This window comes from Blautia intestinihominis, from assembly GCF_040096655.1.
Taxonomy (GTDB): Bacteria; Bacillota; Clostridia; order Lachnospirales; family Lachnospiraceae; genus Blautia_A; species Blautia_A intestinihominis.
Genome location: NZ_JBBMEI010000011.1, coordinates 58,375 through 74,383 on the forward strand (window position 1 = coordinate 58,375; position 16,009 = coordinate 74,383).

Below are 16,009 nucleotides of genomic sequence, written 5' to 3' on the forward strand. Positions count from 1 at the left end.
AAGGCTTCTGGACGTTATGGTCGTTCGGAAGCCTTTTTGTTTTATTTTATTCTTTTATGCGACTGGTATGATATTTCTCACGACATCTGTATGACTGTAGCCGTCATAACGTGTTTTCAGATTGGTAAAGGTAACTGCTGCTGTCTCATTTATACTGTCCAGAACTGCTGTTCCTTCTCTGCCTGTAATCTGTACATTGGGAGTATTTGCTGTGATGCCCTGAAATTTATAACGCAGCGTTTCTTTTTCACTGATCGTGTAACTTCCAAATGGAACTTTGGCTATTGTGCAGCTCAAAACGGCATAGTCTCCCTGTTTTTCGTAATTTTCCTGTCTGAACTCTACATAATTTTCGTAACTGTGCGCTTTTCCCTTCCGATCTGTTCCATTTACCACAAACCGGAAAACCGGATTTCCATGCGCCCAGATAATATCATTCTCCAGGATCTTTTTTGTTATCGTTATCTCACCATATGGCGGACGTATTCCTTCATTTGACACTTCCAGCGCAAAGTCCTGGTTTTCGTCCAGAATAGAGATATCTTCTTTCCAGTTCCCAAGGTATCCTTCTGGTGCCTGTGTCTCGACCAGTCTGAATTTTCCTTTGTTCTGGTCTGTATATTGCAGTTTTTTCGTATATAATTTCGTTTTCTCCGTATACGCAAACTGCTCTCCCGTAATGGCATAACTCTTTTTCTGTTCATCCCATGCATATGCCTGAAATACTGCTCCTGTCAGGTCTTTCGTGCTGTCTGCCGCATCTGTTTTGCGGATGCTGCAGTTCCTTTCAATAATCCCACGTACCCATGACATATTTGTTTCCTGGGTGTCTGCCATCTGTGAGGAATCAAGACGTCGTTTTGCCTGGTTTGAAATATGATAATAAATACCGTCTTTATAATGCCCATGAGCGGCAATCACACTGTCTGCTTTGGCTTTTACATGGATCCTGAAATAATAGGTTACATTATTGCAGGCCGCATCAGTCTTCAGGAAGCTGTTCGCAGCCGCAAACTTCACTGTATTCTTCGTAGCAGTGATCGTGAACTGCTGCGTGACATCATTCCCCTGAGCAGTTTCGACAGAAGCACTTTTGTACTCCAGGCAGGAATCCAGCTGATCCGTGACCTCAAATTTTTTGTAATCTCCCGGAAGAACTGTCTGTGAGATCATATAATCAAATTCCTTGGTCTTTGGGATAGTATAAGGTTTTTCCGCTGCTGTATCCGATTCCGATTCACGTCGTTTCATGCTGCTATAAGACGAATCAACAGCTCCGACTTTCTTCTCAGGTTCCGAATTCGGCTCATAGGTTCCAACTGTCTGTGCCCCTGACATAAAAAACGCTGAATACGGAGTTTTTCCTGTCAGTCCACCCGCACCTGCAAGCCAGTTTACTGTAAAGGACTTATTAAAATCTACATGACACCAGCCTTTTACATCGTTGTTATCTGTTGATGTTCCTTCCGGAGCACATACTTCTGTGTATACCGTTCCATTACTTGTAGTTCCGGTCGTCGCCTGTAGATGCTCGTACCCGCTTCGGATATACATGGCATCTACGCCCCATCCGTCATAAACACGAAATCCCTGACCTCCGTCAAGGTCCATCATCGTCACATGCCCTTTAGGAGAAATCTGATCTCCGGTTTCATGATCGAAGAACTCAAACTTAAAGCGCACAATTCCTACAGAAAGTGTTGAAAAGGCAATCCTGTCATTATAAAACAGAATACATGGAGAAATCACAGTATTGTCAACACCCATATGTGTATAGCTTACCGTACCCCATTCCGGCACTGTAATTTTCAGGTCTACAATTTTACCCTTATATTCCCCTACATTTGTATACTTTGCAGAAATTTTTCCCTTCTGTGCAGCATTCTGAATACTGCATGCCGAAAAGGTATTCTTGTAATTTGTTGCACCATTCTGGGACCAACCGAACTGCGCATCCAGTTTAGCCGGAAGGCTTGCAGAAGCCCCCTGCACCTCCGTAAGTTTCGTCTTACCTTTTCGAAAAGCATATGCAAAGGCATACTCTGGTCTCATCTTATAATTTGCTGCCACAGCCTTGACTGCTGTAGACCTGGCAGAAGTACTTACTGCTTCCGCTTCTTCTCCGTCATTGAAAATCTCTGCTTCTTCATTTTCTTCCCCGGGAATTTTCTCAAACTCTGCATTCAGAATCACAGAACTTTCCGGCATAACAAACTCATATCTCTGATCTTCTCCCAGAGTTACCGAAACAGCTTCTCCTTCACTTTCTGCTATTACTTCTGTGCACTCATATCCTTCAAATGGATGGATATAGAAACCCACTGCTTCTCCTGCCACAAAAAGATGTTCTCGTTCCTGCATCTGCAAAAGTTCATCGGCACTCAGCTTTTCCTGTTCTTCTTTAAGCTGCAGAAGATCCGTTTCAAATACAATCGTTCCCTGTTCTGCTCTGACTGTCACATCGAAAGAATCCGGTTCCGTATTTTCTTCAAAATCTGTCTCGGATATCTCAGCAGAATCTCCGTCCGCATCTTCTGAAAAATCTTCGTCATCAGCTTTCTCTGTTTCGTCTCCGGGCATAAATATATCTTCATCTCCATCTGCATCCTGAAACTCATCCTGTATTTCTTCCTGAAACACAGAATCTGAGGCAGCAGAGATTCCCGTAACAGCAGAAACAGCAAATAATGCAGCAAAAATTCCTGATATTATTCTTTTTTTCATACTCCTCTGCCTCCTTTCCATGCTTTGATTACAAGAACCATGCCACCAGAAGCAAGAAGAAGGATCAACAGAAGTTCTGTTGCTGACGAGTCACCTGTTTTGACATGGTCTGCCTGTTTGCTTCCGTTATCTCTGGTCACTGCCGGCCGGGCAGTACTTTCCCCGCTTTCGGATCCTCCTGTTGAATCGGAAGATGATGTCTTTTCTTCTTCATTAACAGTAAAGATCCATGTGACATCTGTTTTTTTCTGTGCCATACGGTTATCCCACTCTGCCGGAATCTCCAGCCGAAACTTCATACTTCCTTTCTGTCCGGCTTCCAGAATTCCCAGCGTTTTGTTTCTGGCAAGACCCGTGGAATCCAAAGTCCCGCTGTACAGAATCTTATTTCCCATTGCCACGGTAAGTTTTACATCCTTAAGCATCGCAATCTGCTCACTGTTTCTGCCTTCCGTGCTGGTTCGGAACAAAATTTCCGCCGCACTGTCTGTAGTATTGGACACTGTGATCGTATCTGTAAGCACATCTCCCGGCATCGCAGTTCCGAGATTTGTAAAAAAATCTCCCGGCACAGACAGGAGTTTATGCGCCTTTCCGTTAAATTCCACTGACAGCTTCGTCTGCGGCTTTTTGCAGGTCATTGCTCCGTCTTCTTCATGGATACACTGCCGAATCAACTGATTTCCCCATGGCGACATGGCACTGAAATCCGGTGTGAAATTCGCTGCCTGGATTGCTTCTGCCTGAATGGTCAGCCCCAGTTTCTGAAGCTCATGCTCCTTTTTCCAGGATGCCGGAATATGTACACTCTGGAACAGATCGACCGTCTCTTTTCTCTTCAGGATACTGGTGTAATAATAGTACTCTCCGCGTTTGATCCATTTAGAAGAAAAACCGGAAAGTTTCGTATCGTCCAGACCTTCCAGTTCTTTCCGGTCATTTGTATACAAGATCCTGGCGCGCACCCAGCACGGAAGAGCACGGTTTGTGATCCTTGGGATCTTGGATACCACTGCCCCGGGAAGGACATCTCCTTTATTGTTGTAAAGAACTTCTTTTGTTCCCTTCTTTTCAAATTCTTCCACACTGATCTTGATATCCCCCACAGAGATATGGTTCACAACCTGCAAAGTGTCCGAAAAATATCCATACACGCCTGATATCCCCAGGATGCTCAAAGAAAGAATTCCTGCCGCTATCTTTGTTCTTTTTCTCATAGTTCTTCCATCCTTTAAGTCCGATAAAATTCCCAGGCACTTCTGTAATCCTCAAATCCGGCAGCCTGCACAGACTCCTCATAAACCTGTACTTCAAATGCATCGATCTGATCCAGATATGTCTTTTCAAGTTTCGAAGAATCTACGGAGATTCCTGAAAAGAGAGGCGTTGTCTTCTCTCCTTCCCGGAGGACTTTTTTGTAATAATAAAATCCGTCATCTGCTTCCACCCAGTTTGTCCGATCTATCTGCTTCAATGTCACTGCCCTGCCTATATCAGAGTTGGAATACCCCAGTGATACCCTTACATAACAGTCGACCGAAGCCTCTTCGCCCTGCACATTTCCATTTGCGACCCATACTGTTTTTGGAAGTTCAGAATCTTCATCTCCGGGCAGAGGTGATGGTGTAGGAAATTCTTCTACGATATTTGTCGTGTTCTTCCCCACGCCAACCACGTTTACTACCTGGTCATAAGAAGTCAGATATGCATTCGTACCACCGATTCCAAGGATGAAGCCCAGTGTCGCCGCACATGCGACAGCCAGTTTCTTCCTGTTTTTCATATCTTACTACCTGCTTTCTTTCTGCACTTTCTTACGGAGTAACCTGACCTTCCTGTCCTTTATTCTGATTTACATATTTCTCATACGCTGTTCTTGCCTGGTCAACAACACTTGCAGAATCTCCTCCGGTATACGATGTCTGAATTGCATAGGCTCTGATCGGAATACTCAGATTTTTCTCATCGATCTGCCCCTCAATGATATTGAGGAATTTTACAGAATCAAACAAAGTGTTTGTTGTCTGCTCCGGCTTCAACACTTCATTATATGCATAGACATAGACCTGATTATCTCCTGTTTTTTTGGAGCTTAATTTTGTCCAGTTTGTCGGCGTCTGGAAAGAAAACAGTTCCTGTTCTCTTTTGCCTAATCGTGTTCCATCTTCTGATGCTGCCTCTACTTCTGCCATCGGAATGGATACTTCCAGATAGACGAATGCATCATTTACTCCTGTATTTTTGATCTGTGGATCTTTTTTTACGTCTTTTCCCGGCTCGATTTTTGTCTGTTCTTCCGGTTTAAATCCAGGCTCGTCCAGATCAATAGATACTTTGCCGACGGTAAACTGATTATCTGCTTTATCAAAATCTGTCAGGTAAGCAGATACACCACCGATAGATGCCAGACATAAAACTCCTGCTACAAATCCTGCTTTTTTGAGGTTTCTTTTTTTGTTTGTTTTCATATTTTTGCCCGCGCTTTCTTTCGCGCTCTCCTTTCTGTCAGTTCATTCTGAACTATAAAAATCAATTCCTGCGAAATCATCAGAATACATATGGCCCAAATTGTCTTTCGTCTCATAAAAGCTGCCATATATCCAAGAAACGGTATTGTAAACACTACCGTTCCGAGCACCTGCTCTGCACTTACCGGTGCCAGGTCTTCCCCGTCATTTGCATCGCCCTTTGTGATCAGTATACTGCCTTCTCTGCGTATAACACGATGTGTCACAAAACTGTCATTCAGGCTGTATGTGATGATATCTCCGATCTGAGGGTCTTTCCGGCTGGTATCTGTAAATACAAGTCCTCCCGTCCTGATCTTTGGTTCCATGGAACCGGACAGAACCATATCTACAGAAATTCCGACCCGGGGAAGTATCAGCAACAGCAGACCTGCAAGTCCAAGCACCGCGAAAAAAAGCCGTCCTGCTTTTTCTGCTGTTTTCATAAATCCTGCCTTTCTTTTTATGTAGGATATTTTATTGATCTTACGGCGGAGGCCTGCCCCGCAAAAGTCCCGTCATAGAGTACGCCCCTTTGCAGTTAAAATTAAAAAATAATAAAAATGGAATTCTAAAGATCCTCTTCAGAAGAAGAGTCCGTGGCAGAGATGTCTGCCGTTGTTTCAGATGGTCTTATCATACGCTGTGAGCCAAAGAAAGTCAACCAGATTCGTTCCCCCTGTTTCGACAGCCAAAAGTCAGAAAACATCAAAAAAAGACGCACCCTGACGGGTGCGCCTTAAAATTTCCTTAGTTATTGATGAGTTTATCCTCGCCGTTCCAGCTGTACAGTTTACGGATCTCCTCGCCGACTTTTTCTGACGGATGCTCGGAAGCCAGTTTTCTCATTGCTTTGAAATGAACCTGTTTTCCAGCGTCAGACATATCAAGCAGGAATTCTTTTGCGAATGTACCATCCTGAATGTCTGTCAGGATCTGTTTCATAGCTTTCTTTGTTTCTGCTGTAACGATCTTCGGTCCTGTGATGTAATCGCCATATTCAGCAGTGTTGGAGATAGAGTATCTCATTCCTGCAAATCCTGACTGATAGATCAGGTCAACGATCAGTTTCATCTCATGGATACATTCGAAGTATGCATTTCTCGGGTCATATCCAGCTTCGCAAAGTGTTTCGAAACCAGCCTGCATAAGTGCAACAACACCACCACAGAGAACTGCCTGCTCACCGAACAGGTCTGTTTCTGTTTCTGTACGGAATGTAGTCTCAAGAAGACCAGCTCTTGCTCCGCCGATTGCAAGACCATAAGCAAGTGCTTTGTCAAGTGCTTTACCTGTATAATCCTGCTCAACAGCTACCAGACAAGGAGTTCCTTTACCTGCCTGATATTCGCTTCTTACTGTATGTCCTGGTGCCTTTGGTGCGATCATAGTAACATCTACGTTCTTTGGTGGAACGATACATCCGAAATGAATGTTGAAACCATGAGCGAACATCAGCATGTTGCCTTCTTCAAGGTTCGGCTCGATATCTTCTTTGTAAAGTTTAGCCTGTTTTTCATCATTGATCAGGATCATGATGATATCAGCCTGTTTTGCTGCTTCTGCTGCTGTATATACTTTAAAGCCCTGCTCCTCGGCTTTCTTCCAGGACTTGCTTCCCTCATACAGACCAACAATGACATTGCAGCCTGATTCCTTTAAGTTCAGTGCATGTGCATGTCCCTGGCTGCCATAACCGATAATCGCAATGGTCTTACCATCCAGTAATCCTAAATTACAGTCTTCCTGGTAAAAAATCCTGTTTGCCATCTTTGTTTCCTCCTAAGCTATTTGTAAATTTTTTCATAATTTATCGTTAAGGGCTGTTACCCTTAGCAAACACTGTTATTATGTAAAACTCCTATAAGAATTTCACATCACTGGCACCTCTGGAAAGTCCGGTAATACCAGTTCTTGCAAGTTCCAGTATCTCATACTCTCCCAGAAGGTCGATCAGAGCACTCAGCTTGCTCTTGCTTCCTGTCATCTCAATGACCAGAGAAGTCTTGCCGACATCAATGACGTTGGCACGGAAAATATTTGCGATGGAAATGATTCCCTCTCTCTGCTCCGGTCTCGCTGCGACCTTCACAAGAACCAGTTCTCTACTCACACTGTTATCCGGCTCAAGAACCTTGATATCTCTTACATCTACCAGCTTGGCAAGCTGTTTGGTGATCTGTTCCAGAATCATGGAATCTCCACTGCATACAACTGTCATTCTGGAATAACGCTCATCTGCAGTCACACCAACTGTCAGGCTGTCAATATTATAACCGCGACGGCTGAAAAGTCCGGAAATACGGCTCAAAACACCTGCGGTGTTATCTACTAACAGGGACAAAATTCTCTTTTGCATAACCCACCTGCTTTCATCACTTTAACCTTGTAAACAATTCCATTGTAAAATTGTTTGCATGTTTTACATTATAACAACATTAGCCCGTTTGTCAACGTCAAATTTTGCTGTATTTGTATATCTATGCATATATTTCGTGGTTTTTCTTACCTTTTTTGTATTTTATACAAGATATTTTTTGCGAAGAGAGTCGACTGCCTTTGGAGTCATGTAGAGAGCCCTCTTCAAAAACATTTCTTCGGAACCATAATCTTGTCTGATCGCGTCAAAAACCGCCTCCAGATATTCTTCCTTGACACGGTACAGTGCCTTGATCTTGTCCATCACTTCATTGTCCACGATCATCTTGGTTTCCAGAAGCCGGATCATATGCTGCTGGTCTTCCTCCAGGCAGCGGTTGGTACGGAGATAGTCCTCCATGATCGTCTCCATCGGTACCCCGAGCGCATAGAGAAGAAGTGCCGTTCCAACGCCGACCCTGTCTTTACCCATGCTGCAGTGCCACAGGACGGCACCCTCTTCCTGCTGCAGGATGACATCCAGAAAACGGGCATACTGTTTGACCGAAAAATCATCTCGCACAAAAGAAACATACTGTTTCTGCATGAACTCATCGATCGGCTGGTCAAATTTCAGAAGCATTTCCAGCAGATTTCCGGAACGGGTAATGCCAAGAGTTTCTTCATCTACGATTGAGATCTCATGGTACTCCACTCCCTCAAGAACGGTATCCGGTTTTTCCAGGACTTCCTTTCTGGTACGAAAATCGACAACCGTCGACAGATGATACTCATCGAGGAGCGTATCCTGGTCCTGAAGAGACATATGATACAGATTACCGCTCCTCAGAAGCCTGCGCGGAAGGATATGTCTTCCATCCTTCGTGGCAAGCGCTCCGAGATCGCGGGTATTCGGAAGGCTCTGGAGCGGAATCCTCGCACCCTTCGGAAAACCTGTTGCAAGTTTCGGATTTAGGACTTTGAGAAGCTGGATGCAGTCTCTGATCTCTTTGTCCGTCATCTCAAATTCATAGCGTTTTTTTCGCCGGGTGATGATCACAAGAGAGCTGGTGCTGAACTGCTTCTGCCGCCCACCTTCCACACCTTCTCTTCGCATATACGCCCACAAAATGTCCTTACATGGCAGATAATTGATCAGCATTCTTTTTGCGAAGATAAGATTGCCGTCTTCGATTCTTATTTTTCCATATTTCATAACTTTTTCTCCTGCCTTCTCAGATCAGACCGAGTTTTGTGAGACCGTTTCGGATTCCATAGTGAAACATATCTGTGGTCACATAATCTGCCAGTTCACGGATCTTCTGGGAACCATTTCCCATGGCCACCTTTGTCGCTGCATATTCAAACATGGACAGGTCATTGTTGCTGTCCCCAAAGACTACAGTGCTTTCCCACGGAATGTCAAAGATACGGCAGACTGCAGCGATTCCGACAGCCTTATTGCAGCCCTTCGGAACCAGCTCGATCGTTGTTCCCACAAACGCATTGTTCTCATGGCGGATCACGTCATAATACTGTGACAGTTCCCTGCATGCCTCTTCGTCGTTGCAGCCCTCTGTCATCTTGGCACTGATCTTGTTGATATGCATGCTGTCCTCATAGCCGCGGATCGGCCGCCATTTCGGTCCAAGAGCCTCTGTGATCAGGTCACGATACCAGTTGACTTCATTCGTATACTCATCCTTGTCATAGTACATGAAATCTGCACCTTCCATGACCGGGATCAGACCGTATTTACGCAGAGTCTCCACGGAAAGTTTCGCCACTTCCACCGGCATCTCTTTGTTATAAAGCCGCTGTCCGTCTTTTTCAATAGTCGCGCCACATGCGCTGATCATACCGGTAAACGGGATCTGTTCCAGATAGCCCGGGACAAAAGCCCTGCTTCTTCCGGTGCACAGCCACGCCTCATGTCCGTTTTCCCTTAATTTACGGATCGCCTCTACCGCACTGTCCGGAACTCCTTTTTCAATATCGCAGATCGTACCGTCTGCATCAAAAAAAACTGCTTTTTTGTCTGTATTCATTCTCTTTCCCTCTTCTTATGCCTGTTTATGCAAAAAATTCCTTTGCTGCCTTAACAAAATACTCTGTGTCCCTCACCCCTGCTGTCTCATACGGAGAATGCATGGAAAGCTGTGGCAGGCCGATATCCACCGTATTCATCGGGACCTGCGTGTTGGAGATATTTCCAAGCGTGGAACCGCCCGGAATGTCAGAACGGTTGACAAATGTCTGCCACGGAACACCTGCCCTGTCGCAGAGATCTTTGAACACAGCCGCTGACACTGCATCTGTGCAGTATTTCTGGTTTGCATTGTATTTGATCACGATTCCTTTATTCAGAAGCGGATGGTTGACCGGGTCTGCCTTATCTGTATAATTCGGGTGGAGCGCATGGGCATTGTCTGCGGAGATCATAAAGCTGTCCGCAAGTGTCATCAGATATTCCTCGTATGTCCTTCCAAGCCCGCTGTTGATACGGAGAAGTGTGTCTTTGAGGAAGGTGGATGCCGCTCCCTGCTTCGTGCCGCTTCCGACTTCTTCATTGTCAAGGACACAGTGCACCGCAATGCAGTCCTGCTTCTGTGCGCCCAGAAAGCCCTTCAGAGAGGCAAAAGCGCACTGCAGGTCGTCCAGTCTGGCGCTGGATGCGAATTCGTTCTCTGCGCCCCATATGGAGCCTTCCATGCGGTTGTAAAGAAAAAGATCATGGCTCAGGATATCTTTTTCTTCTACATCAAGCTGTGTGCTCAGAAGTTTCTGCAGTGACACATCAGAACCTCCCATGCTGAACAACGGCAGCATATCCTTCTGTGGATTATAGGAAACGCCGCTGTTTGCCTCCCGGTTCATATGGATCGCGAGGTTCGGGATCATCACGAGGTTCCTGTCGAAATCGATCAGTTTTTCTTCTAACTTTCCATCTTTTCGCACGATCACTCTTCCGGCAATGGACAGCGGACGGTCAAACCACGGTGCCATCAGCATCCCGCCGTACTTTTCGACATTCAGTTTCACGTAAGTCTTCTCTACAACGATCTCCGGGTTTTCTTTGATCTTAAAAGACGGTGAATCGCTGTGGCTGGCGATGATATGAAACTTCCATGATTCCTTCTCCGGTATGGTAAAAGCGATCAGCGCAGAATGGTTCCGCGTCACCACATATTTCCCTCCCGGTGTAAGCTTCCAGTGTTCCTTCTCCGAAAGCACCTGGAATCCATCTTCCGTCAGTCTCGCCTGCATTTCTTCTACAGCGTGGAATGCCGTAGGGCTTTTTTTGATAAAAGCAAGCAGTTCTTTTGTTGTTTCATAGTACATAATCAGCCACTCCTCATCTGTCGTTTATTCTGCACTTGATTATACGTTATTATCTTCTTTCTGGCAATGCCAATCTCACCAGGGGGGGTATCACGCAAAAAGCAGGGTGCCACTTCGACACCCTGCTGCCAGTTTTCCTAAATAAATTTTTATAAAGCTGTGATCCTGCGGATCGCTTCTAAGGTATTTTCGTAGGTTCCGAATGCGGTCAGACGGAAGAAGCCTTCTCCGTGTGCTCCGAATCCTGATCCCGGAGTTCCGACAACGTGTGCTGTCTTCAGAAGATAATCAAAGAAATCCCAGGAGCTCATGTTGTTCGGTGTTTTGAGCCAGATGTATGGAGCGTTCACACCGCCGGATACGGAATAGCCCGCTTCTTTCAGACCGTTGTAGATCGTATGGGCGTTTCTCATATAGTAGGCAACCTGCTCTTTTAACTGTGCTTTTCCTTCCGGGGAATAGACAGCTTCGCCGGCGCGCTGTACGATATATGGGGCACCATTGAATTTGGTCCCATGACGTCTTGCCCAGAGATCATGAAGTGCAACACCTTCGCGGACAAGGTCTTTCGGAACAACAGTGAATCCAAGACGAACGCCGGTAAATCCCGCATTCTTGGAAAAGCTTCTCAGCTCGATCGCACAGGTACGTGCACCTTCACACTCATAAATGCTGTGCGGCACATCTTCCTCTGTGATATATGCCTCGTAAGCGGCATCATAGATGATCACTGCACCGTTCTTGTTTGCATAGTCTACCCACTCCTGAAGTTTGTCCTTTGTGATCGCTGCACCACTCGGGTTGTTCGGGAAGCAGAGATAGATCAGATCCGGTGTTTCTACCGGAAGTTCCGGCAGGAATCCGTTGGATTCCAGACACGGCATGTAGATCACGCCGTCAAAGTTTTCGTTTTTCTTATTGTATTCGCCGGTACGTCCTGCCATTACGTTTGTGTCTACATAAACAGGGTAAACCGGGTCGCAGACTGCCACTTTGTTGTCTGTGCCAAAGATCTCCTGGATGTTTCCGGAATCACTCTTTGCTCCGTCAGAAACAAAGATCTCATCTGCACTGATCTGGCATCCGCGTGCCTCGTAATCATTTTTTGCGATCGCGCTTCTTAAGAATTCGTATCCGAGATCCGGTGCATAGCCGTGGAAAGTCTCGGCATTTGCCATCTCATCGACAGATTTGTGAAGTGCATCAATGATCGCCGGTACAAGCGGCTGTGTGACATCACCGATTCCAAGACGTACGATCTCTACATCCGGATTTGCAGCCTGATATGCGGCTACTTTTTTTGCAATTGTGGAAAAAAGATAGCTTCCCGGCAGTTTCAGATAATTTTTATTTACTGTTACCATAATATATTCTCCTCATCTCTATGTTTGCGCTTCTCTTCTGAAGCATTATTGATTTTTTCTTTTCTCCACTTCTTTTACAAGTGCTTCACGGACTGCGTCCGGGCTTGCCTTGCCTTTGAGTTCTCTCATCATCTTACCGACAAAGAATCCGAATACTTTTTCTTTACCGCCAAGAAGTTCTGCGAGCGGTCCAGGGTTCTCATCCATGATCTTCTGTAAGATGTCGTTGAGAAGTCCTGTGTCTTCTACGATCTTGAGGCCGTGTTCTTCGATATAGAATACTGGTTCGATATCCTCATCAAAGACTTTTTCGAAGACTTTCTTTGCATTCTGTGCGCTGACTTCTTTTTTCTCTACCATCTGGATCAGGTCGGCGAGGTGTTTCGGTGTAAAAGAAACTTTTTCCACATCAAGGCCCTTGTCCTTGGTCAGACGGAGTACTTCACCCATGAACCAGTTGGCTGCTTTCTTCGGGCTGCCGCAGAGGTTTGCAACTTCCTCAAAAAGCTCAGAAAGGTGTCTGGACTCGGTAAGGATTCCTGCATCGTATGCCGGAAGCTCAAATTCTTCCTGATAACGAAGCAGTTTTTCCTCGCGGAGTTCCGGCTGGGAAGTGCGGATCTCATAGATCCATGCATCGGAAATATGGATCGGCGGAAGATCCGGGTCCGGGAAGTAACGGTAATCTTTGGCATCCTCTTTGGAACGCATGGCATGGGAAGATTCTTTGTTGTCATCCCAGCGGCGGGTTTCCTGGACAACGGCTCTGCCTTCTTCGATCAGCTCGATCTGACGCTCTCTCTCGCCCTCGATGGCTCTTGCGATCGCCTTGAAGGAGTTCAGGTTCTTCATCTCGGTTCTTGTTCCGAATGTCTCACTGCCGACTTCACGGACAGACAGGTTGACATCGGCACGCATGGAACCTTCCTGTAATTTACAGTCAGATACACCGAGATACTGCATCATGCAGCGAAGTTTCTCGAGGTATGCGATAACTTCCTCAGAACTTCTCATATCCGGCTCGGATACAATCTCGATCAGCGGCACGCCGCTTCGGTTATAGTCAACCAGAGAGCAGTCTTCCCATTCATCATGGATCAGCTTTCCGGCATCTTCTTCCATATGCATTTCGTGGATACGGATCTTTTTCTTTCCGGCGGAAGTTTCGATCTCTACCCAGCCATCGTGGCAGATCGGCAGGTAAAGCTGTGAGATCTGGTAGTTCTGCGGGTTATCCGGGTAGAAATAGTTCTTTCTGTCGAATTTGCAGTACTGGTTGATCTGGCAGTTTGCCGCGATACCGGCTTTGAGTGCAAATTCTACGACCTGACGGTTCAGTACCGGCAGGGAACCCGGCATACCGGTGCAGACCGGGCAGGTATGTGTATTCGGTGCTCCACCAAACTCTGTAGAGCATCCACAGAAGATCTTTGTTTTTGTTGCAAGTTCTACATGGACTTCAAGACCAATGACGGTTTCATACTGTTTCATGCCTCTTTGCCTCCTTTCAGAGGAGTCGGGAATGCCCCTCTTTCTGCTTCATAAGCAGCCGCTGCACGGAGGATCTTGTGTTCTCCGAAGCAGTTTCCGATCATCTGGATACCGATCGGCATGCCTGCCTTGTCCTGTCCGCACGGAACGGTGATCCCAGGCAGACCGCAGAGGTTGACGGCAACGGTATAGATATCGCCAAGATACATGGCAAGCGGGTCCTTGAGACTTTCTCCGATCTTTGGTGCTGTGTACGGAGCAGCCGGTGCAAGGATCACATCATATTTATCAAAAGCACGATCAAATTCCTGTTTGATCAGGGCTTTGGTACGAAGTGCTTTCAGGTAATAAGCATCGTAATAACCGGAACTTAAAACGAAGGAACCAAGCATGATACGGCGTTTGACTTCCTCGCCGAATCCTTCTGTTCTGGTCTTTTTGTACATATCGTGAAGTCCCTCGTACTCTGCTGCACGATAGCCATATTTTACACCATCGAAACGTTCCAGGTTGGAGCTTGCCTCCGCGCTGGCAATGATATAATAGGCAGGGATCATATATTCCATTGTCTCTACGGAGAAAAATTCTACGATCGCACCCTGTGAGGTGAGGACTTTGAGCGTCTCCATAAAAGCATCTTTGACTTCCGGATCAAGACCTTTGGCGAGGAATTCTTTCGGCACGCCGAACTTCATTCCGAGAAGTTTCTTCTCCTCAATGCTCTTTGAGAAATCAAGGTCTTTGCGGTCGAGGGAAGTGCTGTCTTTCGGGTCATGTCCTGCGATCACTTCAAGAAGTGCGGCACAGTCTGCCACGTCTTTTCCGACCGGTCCGATCTGGTCAAGAGAGGAAGCATAAGCTACCAGTCCATAACGGGATACGGTTCCGTAAGTTGGTTTGATCCCGGTCACGCCGCAAAAAGAACTTGGCTGACGGATAGAACCGCCGGTGTCAGAACCTAAAGCCATAAAGGCTTCTCCTGCTGCAACTGCCGCACAGGAACCGCCGGAAGAACCTCCCGGAACGTGTTCCAGATCCCACGGGTTCCTTGTCACACCGTAAGCAGAAGTTTCTGTGGTACTTCCCATGGCAAACTCATCCATGTTTGTCTTTCCGATCACGATCATTCCGGCTTTTTCCAGACGGTCGATGACTTCTGCGTTATACTGTGGTACGAAGTTCTCTAATATTTTTGATGCACAGGTTGTTTTTTTGCCTTTGATACAAATGTTGTCTTTGACTGCGATTGGCACTCCGGCGAGCGGTCCGGTGTAGGTGCCGTCCATGATTCCTTTTTCGACTTCTTTTGCTCTTGCAAGAGCGTCTTTCTTATAAAGGTCAAGATATGCGTGTACTTTACCCTCTTTTTTCTCTATCTGATCAAAAACCTCTTTGACACCGTCCGCTACTTTGACCTGACGCTGTCTGATCTTTTTTGACAGCTCCAGGGCTGTCATTGTCTGCAGTTCCATCCTCATTCTCCTATCCTATGGTCTTCGGTACCTGATACTGTCCTTCTTTTTCCTTTGGTGCGTTTGCAAGCATTGCTTCTTTGTTGTCTCCGTTTGTCACAACGTCATCACGGAATACATTTTCATCACCAAAGATATGGGACAGAGGCTCCACGCCATCTGTATCCAGTTCGTCCAGTTTTTCTACATAATCCAGCATTTTCTGCATGTCCTGCTTTGCTTTTGCCTTGGCTTCCTCACCTAAGGAAAGTTTTGCGAGGATACATACGTTTTCGATTGTTTCGTCATCTATGATCTTTGCCATCTGACTTTTCCTCCTTCTCTTACGGCTCCAGTCTGTTCAGGTCTCTCGGGAACAGACACGCTTCACGGACGTTTTCTTCTCCAAGAAGCTGCATGGTCAGACGTTCCAGACCAATACCGAGTCCTCCATGTGGCGGCATGCCATGTTTGAAGGTATCCAGATACTGCTCCATTCCTTCTTCTTCCATGCCTCTTGCTGCGATCTTGGCTTTGAGCTGATCGTAGTCATGGATTCTCTGTCCGCCGGTCGTTACTTCCAGTCCGTGGAAAAGAAGGTCAAAACTTAAGGTAAACTTCTCATCACTCGGATCATCCATTGCGTAGAACGGACGTTTCTTGGACGGATAATGAGTTACAAATACAAAGTCCGCATCGTATTCTTCTTTGAAGTATCTTCCGATCAGGGCTTCTTCTTCTGGCTCCAGATCGTATGGGTTGCGGATCTTAC

15 protein-coding genes are annotated in these 16,009 nt (G+C 46.1%); all 15 read right to left on the reverse strand.

Translation table 11 applies throughout. The features are described from left to right. Nucleotides 1–54: 54 nt before the first annotated feature. The gene (locus WMO75_RS05390; RefSeq protein ID WP_303223024.1) at nt 55–2,724 is read right to left on the reverse strand and encodes an isopeptide-forming domain-containing fimbrial protein; all 2,670 of its coding nucleotides are present in this window, start codon (nt 2,722–2,724) and stop codon (nt 55–57) included. Continuing rightward, entirely contained in the window at nt 2,721–3,941 is a 1,221-nt protein-coding gene (locus WMO75_RS05395) for a SurA N-terminal domain-containing protein (protein ID WP_118252284.1), read from the reverse strand. The genes WMO75_RS05390 and WMO75_RS05395 overlap by 4 nt, the downstream gene beginning before the upstream one ends. 14 nt (nt 3,942–3,955) lie before the next feature. After that, the gene (locus WMO75_RS05400; RefSeq protein WP_291580617.1) at nt 3,956–4,507 is read right to left on the reverse strand and encodes a SipW-dependent-type signal peptide-containing protein; all 552 of its coding nucleotides are present in this window, start codon (nt 4,505–4,507) and stop codon (nt 3,956–3,958) included. A 31-nt stretch (nt 4,508–4,538) separates the two neighbouring features. After that, nucleotides 4,539–5,192, reverse strand: coding sequence for a TasA family protein (locus WMO75_RS05405; RefSeq protein ID WP_022214765.1), 654 nt, complete (start codon nt 5,190–5,192; stop codon nt 4,539–4,541). After that, nucleotides 5,189–5,677: a signal peptidase I gene (locus tag WMO75_RS05410; protein WP_291580615.1), complete on the reverse strand. Its 489-nt coding sequence runs from the start codon at nt 5,675–5,677 to the stop codon at nt 5,189–5,191. The genes WMO75_RS05405 and WMO75_RS05410 overlap by 4 nt, the downstream gene beginning before the upstream one ends. Nucleotides 5,678–5,981: 304 nt before the next feature. Continuing rightward, entirely contained in the window at nt 5,982–7,001 is a 1,020-nt protein-coding gene (ilvC, locus tag WMO75_RS05415) for a ketol-acid reductoisomerase (RefSeq protein WP_022214763.1), read from the reverse strand. Between the two features lie 91 nt (nt 7,002–7,092). Then, complete coding sequence (gene ilvN / locus WMO75_RS05420) at nt 7,093–7,590, reverse strand: acetolactate synthase small subunit (RefSeq protein WP_022214762.1); 498 nt, start codon at nt 7,588–7,590, stop codon at nt 7,093–7,095. A 162-nt stretch (nt 7,591–7,752) separates the two neighbouring features. Further along, complete coding sequence (locus WMO75_RS05425) at nt 7,753–8,805, reverse strand: tyrosine-protein phosphatase (RefSeq protein WP_173905376.1); 1,053 nt, start codon at nt 8,803–8,805, stop codon at nt 7,753–7,755. Nucleotides 8,806–8,824: 19 nt separating this feature from the next. After that, a complete protein-coding gene (locus WMO75_RS05430) occupies nt 8,825–9,637 on the reverse strand; it encodes an HAD family hydrolase (RefSeq protein WP_118252287.1) in 813 nt (270 codons plus the stop codon). Nucleotides 9,638–9,662: 25 nt separating this feature from the next. Then, the gene (locus tag WMO75_RS05435) at nt 9,663–10,931 is read right to left on the reverse strand and encodes a M18 family aminopeptidase (protein WP_118698267.1); all 1,269 of its coding nucleotides are present in this window, start codon (nt 10,929–10,931) and stop codon (nt 9,663–9,665) included. 149 nt (nt 10,932–11,080) lie between these two features. Beyond that, the gene (locus WMO75_RS05440; RefSeq protein WP_022214758.1) at nt 11,081–12,295 is read right to left on the reverse strand and encodes an LL-diaminopimelate aminotransferase; all 1,215 of its coding nucleotides are present in this window, start codon (nt 12,293–12,295) and stop codon (nt 11,081–11,083) included. 45 nt (nt 12,296–12,340) lie between these two features. Further along, nucleotides 12,341–13,786 carry an Asp-tRNA(Asn)/Glu-tRNA(Gln) amidotransferase subunit GatB gene (gene gatB / locus WMO75_RS05445; protein ID WP_303223023.1) on the reverse strand — a complete coding sequence of 482 codons (1,446 nt, stop codon included), beginning with the start codon at nt 13,784–13,786 and terminating at the stop codon, nt 12,341–12,343. Further along, entirely contained in the window at nt 13,783–15,258 is a 1,476-nt protein-coding gene (gene gatA, locus WMO75_RS05450) for an Asp-tRNA(Asn)/Glu-tRNA(Gln) amidotransferase subunit GatA (RefSeq protein WP_022214756.1), read from the reverse strand. The genes gatB and gatA overlap by 4 nt, the downstream gene beginning before the upstream one ends. A gap of 10 nt (nt 15,259–15,268) precedes the next feature. After that, nucleotides 15,269–15,562: an Asp-tRNA(Asn)/Glu-tRNA(Gln) amidotransferase subunit GatC gene (gene gatC / locus WMO75_RS05455; protein ID WP_022214755.1), complete on the reverse strand. Its 294-nt coding sequence runs from the start codon at nt 15,560–15,562 to the stop codon at nt 15,269–15,271. A 19-nt stretch (nt 15,563–15,581) separates the two neighbouring features. Further along, nucleotides 15,582–16,009 (reverse strand): amino acid--tRNA ligase-related protein (locus WMO75_RS05460; RefSeq protein ID WP_349077721.1); only part of this gene is annotated, 428 nt, incomplete at its 5' end.

What these genes read in the sequence shown, in the direction of transcription:
- WMO75_RS05390 (WP_303223024.1), bottom strand. Translation starts at nt 2,724, where the DNA reads ATGAAAAAAAGAATAATATCAGGAATTTTTGCTGCATTATTTGCTGTT.
- WMO75_RS05395 (WP_118252284.1), bottom strand. Translation starts at nt 3,941, where the DNA reads ATGAGAAAAAGAACAAAGATAGCGGCAGGAATTCTTTCTTTGAGCATC.
- WMO75_RS05405 (WP_022214765.1), bottom strand. Translation starts at nt 5,192, where the DNA reads ATGAAAACAAACAAAAAAAGAAACCTCAAAAAAGCAGGATTTGTAGCA.
- WMO75_RS05430 (WP_118252287.1), bottom strand. Translation starts at nt 9,637, where the DNA reads ATGAATACAGACAAAAAAGCAGTTTTTTTTGATGCAGACGGTACGATC.
- gatC (WP_022214755.1), bottom strand. Translation starts at nt 15,562, where the DNA reads ATGGCAAAGATCATAGATGACGAAACAATCGAAAACGTATGTATCCTC.
- gatB (WP_303223023.1), bottom strand. Translation starts at nt 13,786, where the DNA reads ATGAAACAGTATGAAACCGTCATTGGTCTTGAAGTCCATGTAGAACTT.
- ilvC (WP_022214763.1), bottom strand. Translation starts at nt 7,001, where the DNA reads ATGGCAAACAGGATTTTTTACCAGGAAGACTGTAATTTAGGATTACTG.
- WMO75_RS05435 (WP_118698267.1), bottom strand. Translation starts at nt 10,931, where the DNA reads ATGTACTATGAAACAACAAAAGAACTGCTTGCTTTTATCAAAAAAAGC.
- gatA (WP_022214756.1), bottom strand. Translation starts at nt 15,258, where the DNA reads ATGGAACTGCAGACAATGACAGCCCTGGAGCTGTCAAAAAAGATCAGA.
- ilvN (WP_022214762.1), bottom strand. Translation starts at nt 7,590, where the DNA reads ATGCAAAAGAGAATTTTGTCCCTGTTAGTAGATAACACCGCAGGTGTT.
- WMO75_RS05410 (WP_291580615.1), bottom strand. Translation starts at nt 5,677, where the DNA reads ATGAAAACAGCAGAAAAAGCAGGACGGCTTTTTTTCGCGGTGCTTGGA.
- WMO75_RS05425 (WP_173905376.1), bottom strand. Translation starts at nt 8,805, where the DNA reads ATGAAATATGGAAAAATAAGAATCGAAGACGGCAATCTTATCTTCGCA.
- WMO75_RS05440 (WP_022214758.1), bottom strand. Translation starts at nt 12,295, where the DNA reads ATGGTAACAGTAAATAAAAATTATCTGAAACTGCCGGGAAGCTATCTT.
- WMO75_RS05400 (WP_291580617.1), bottom strand. Translation starts at nt 4,507, where the DNA reads ATGAAAAACAGGAAGAAACTGGCTGTCGCATGTGCGGCGACACTGGGC.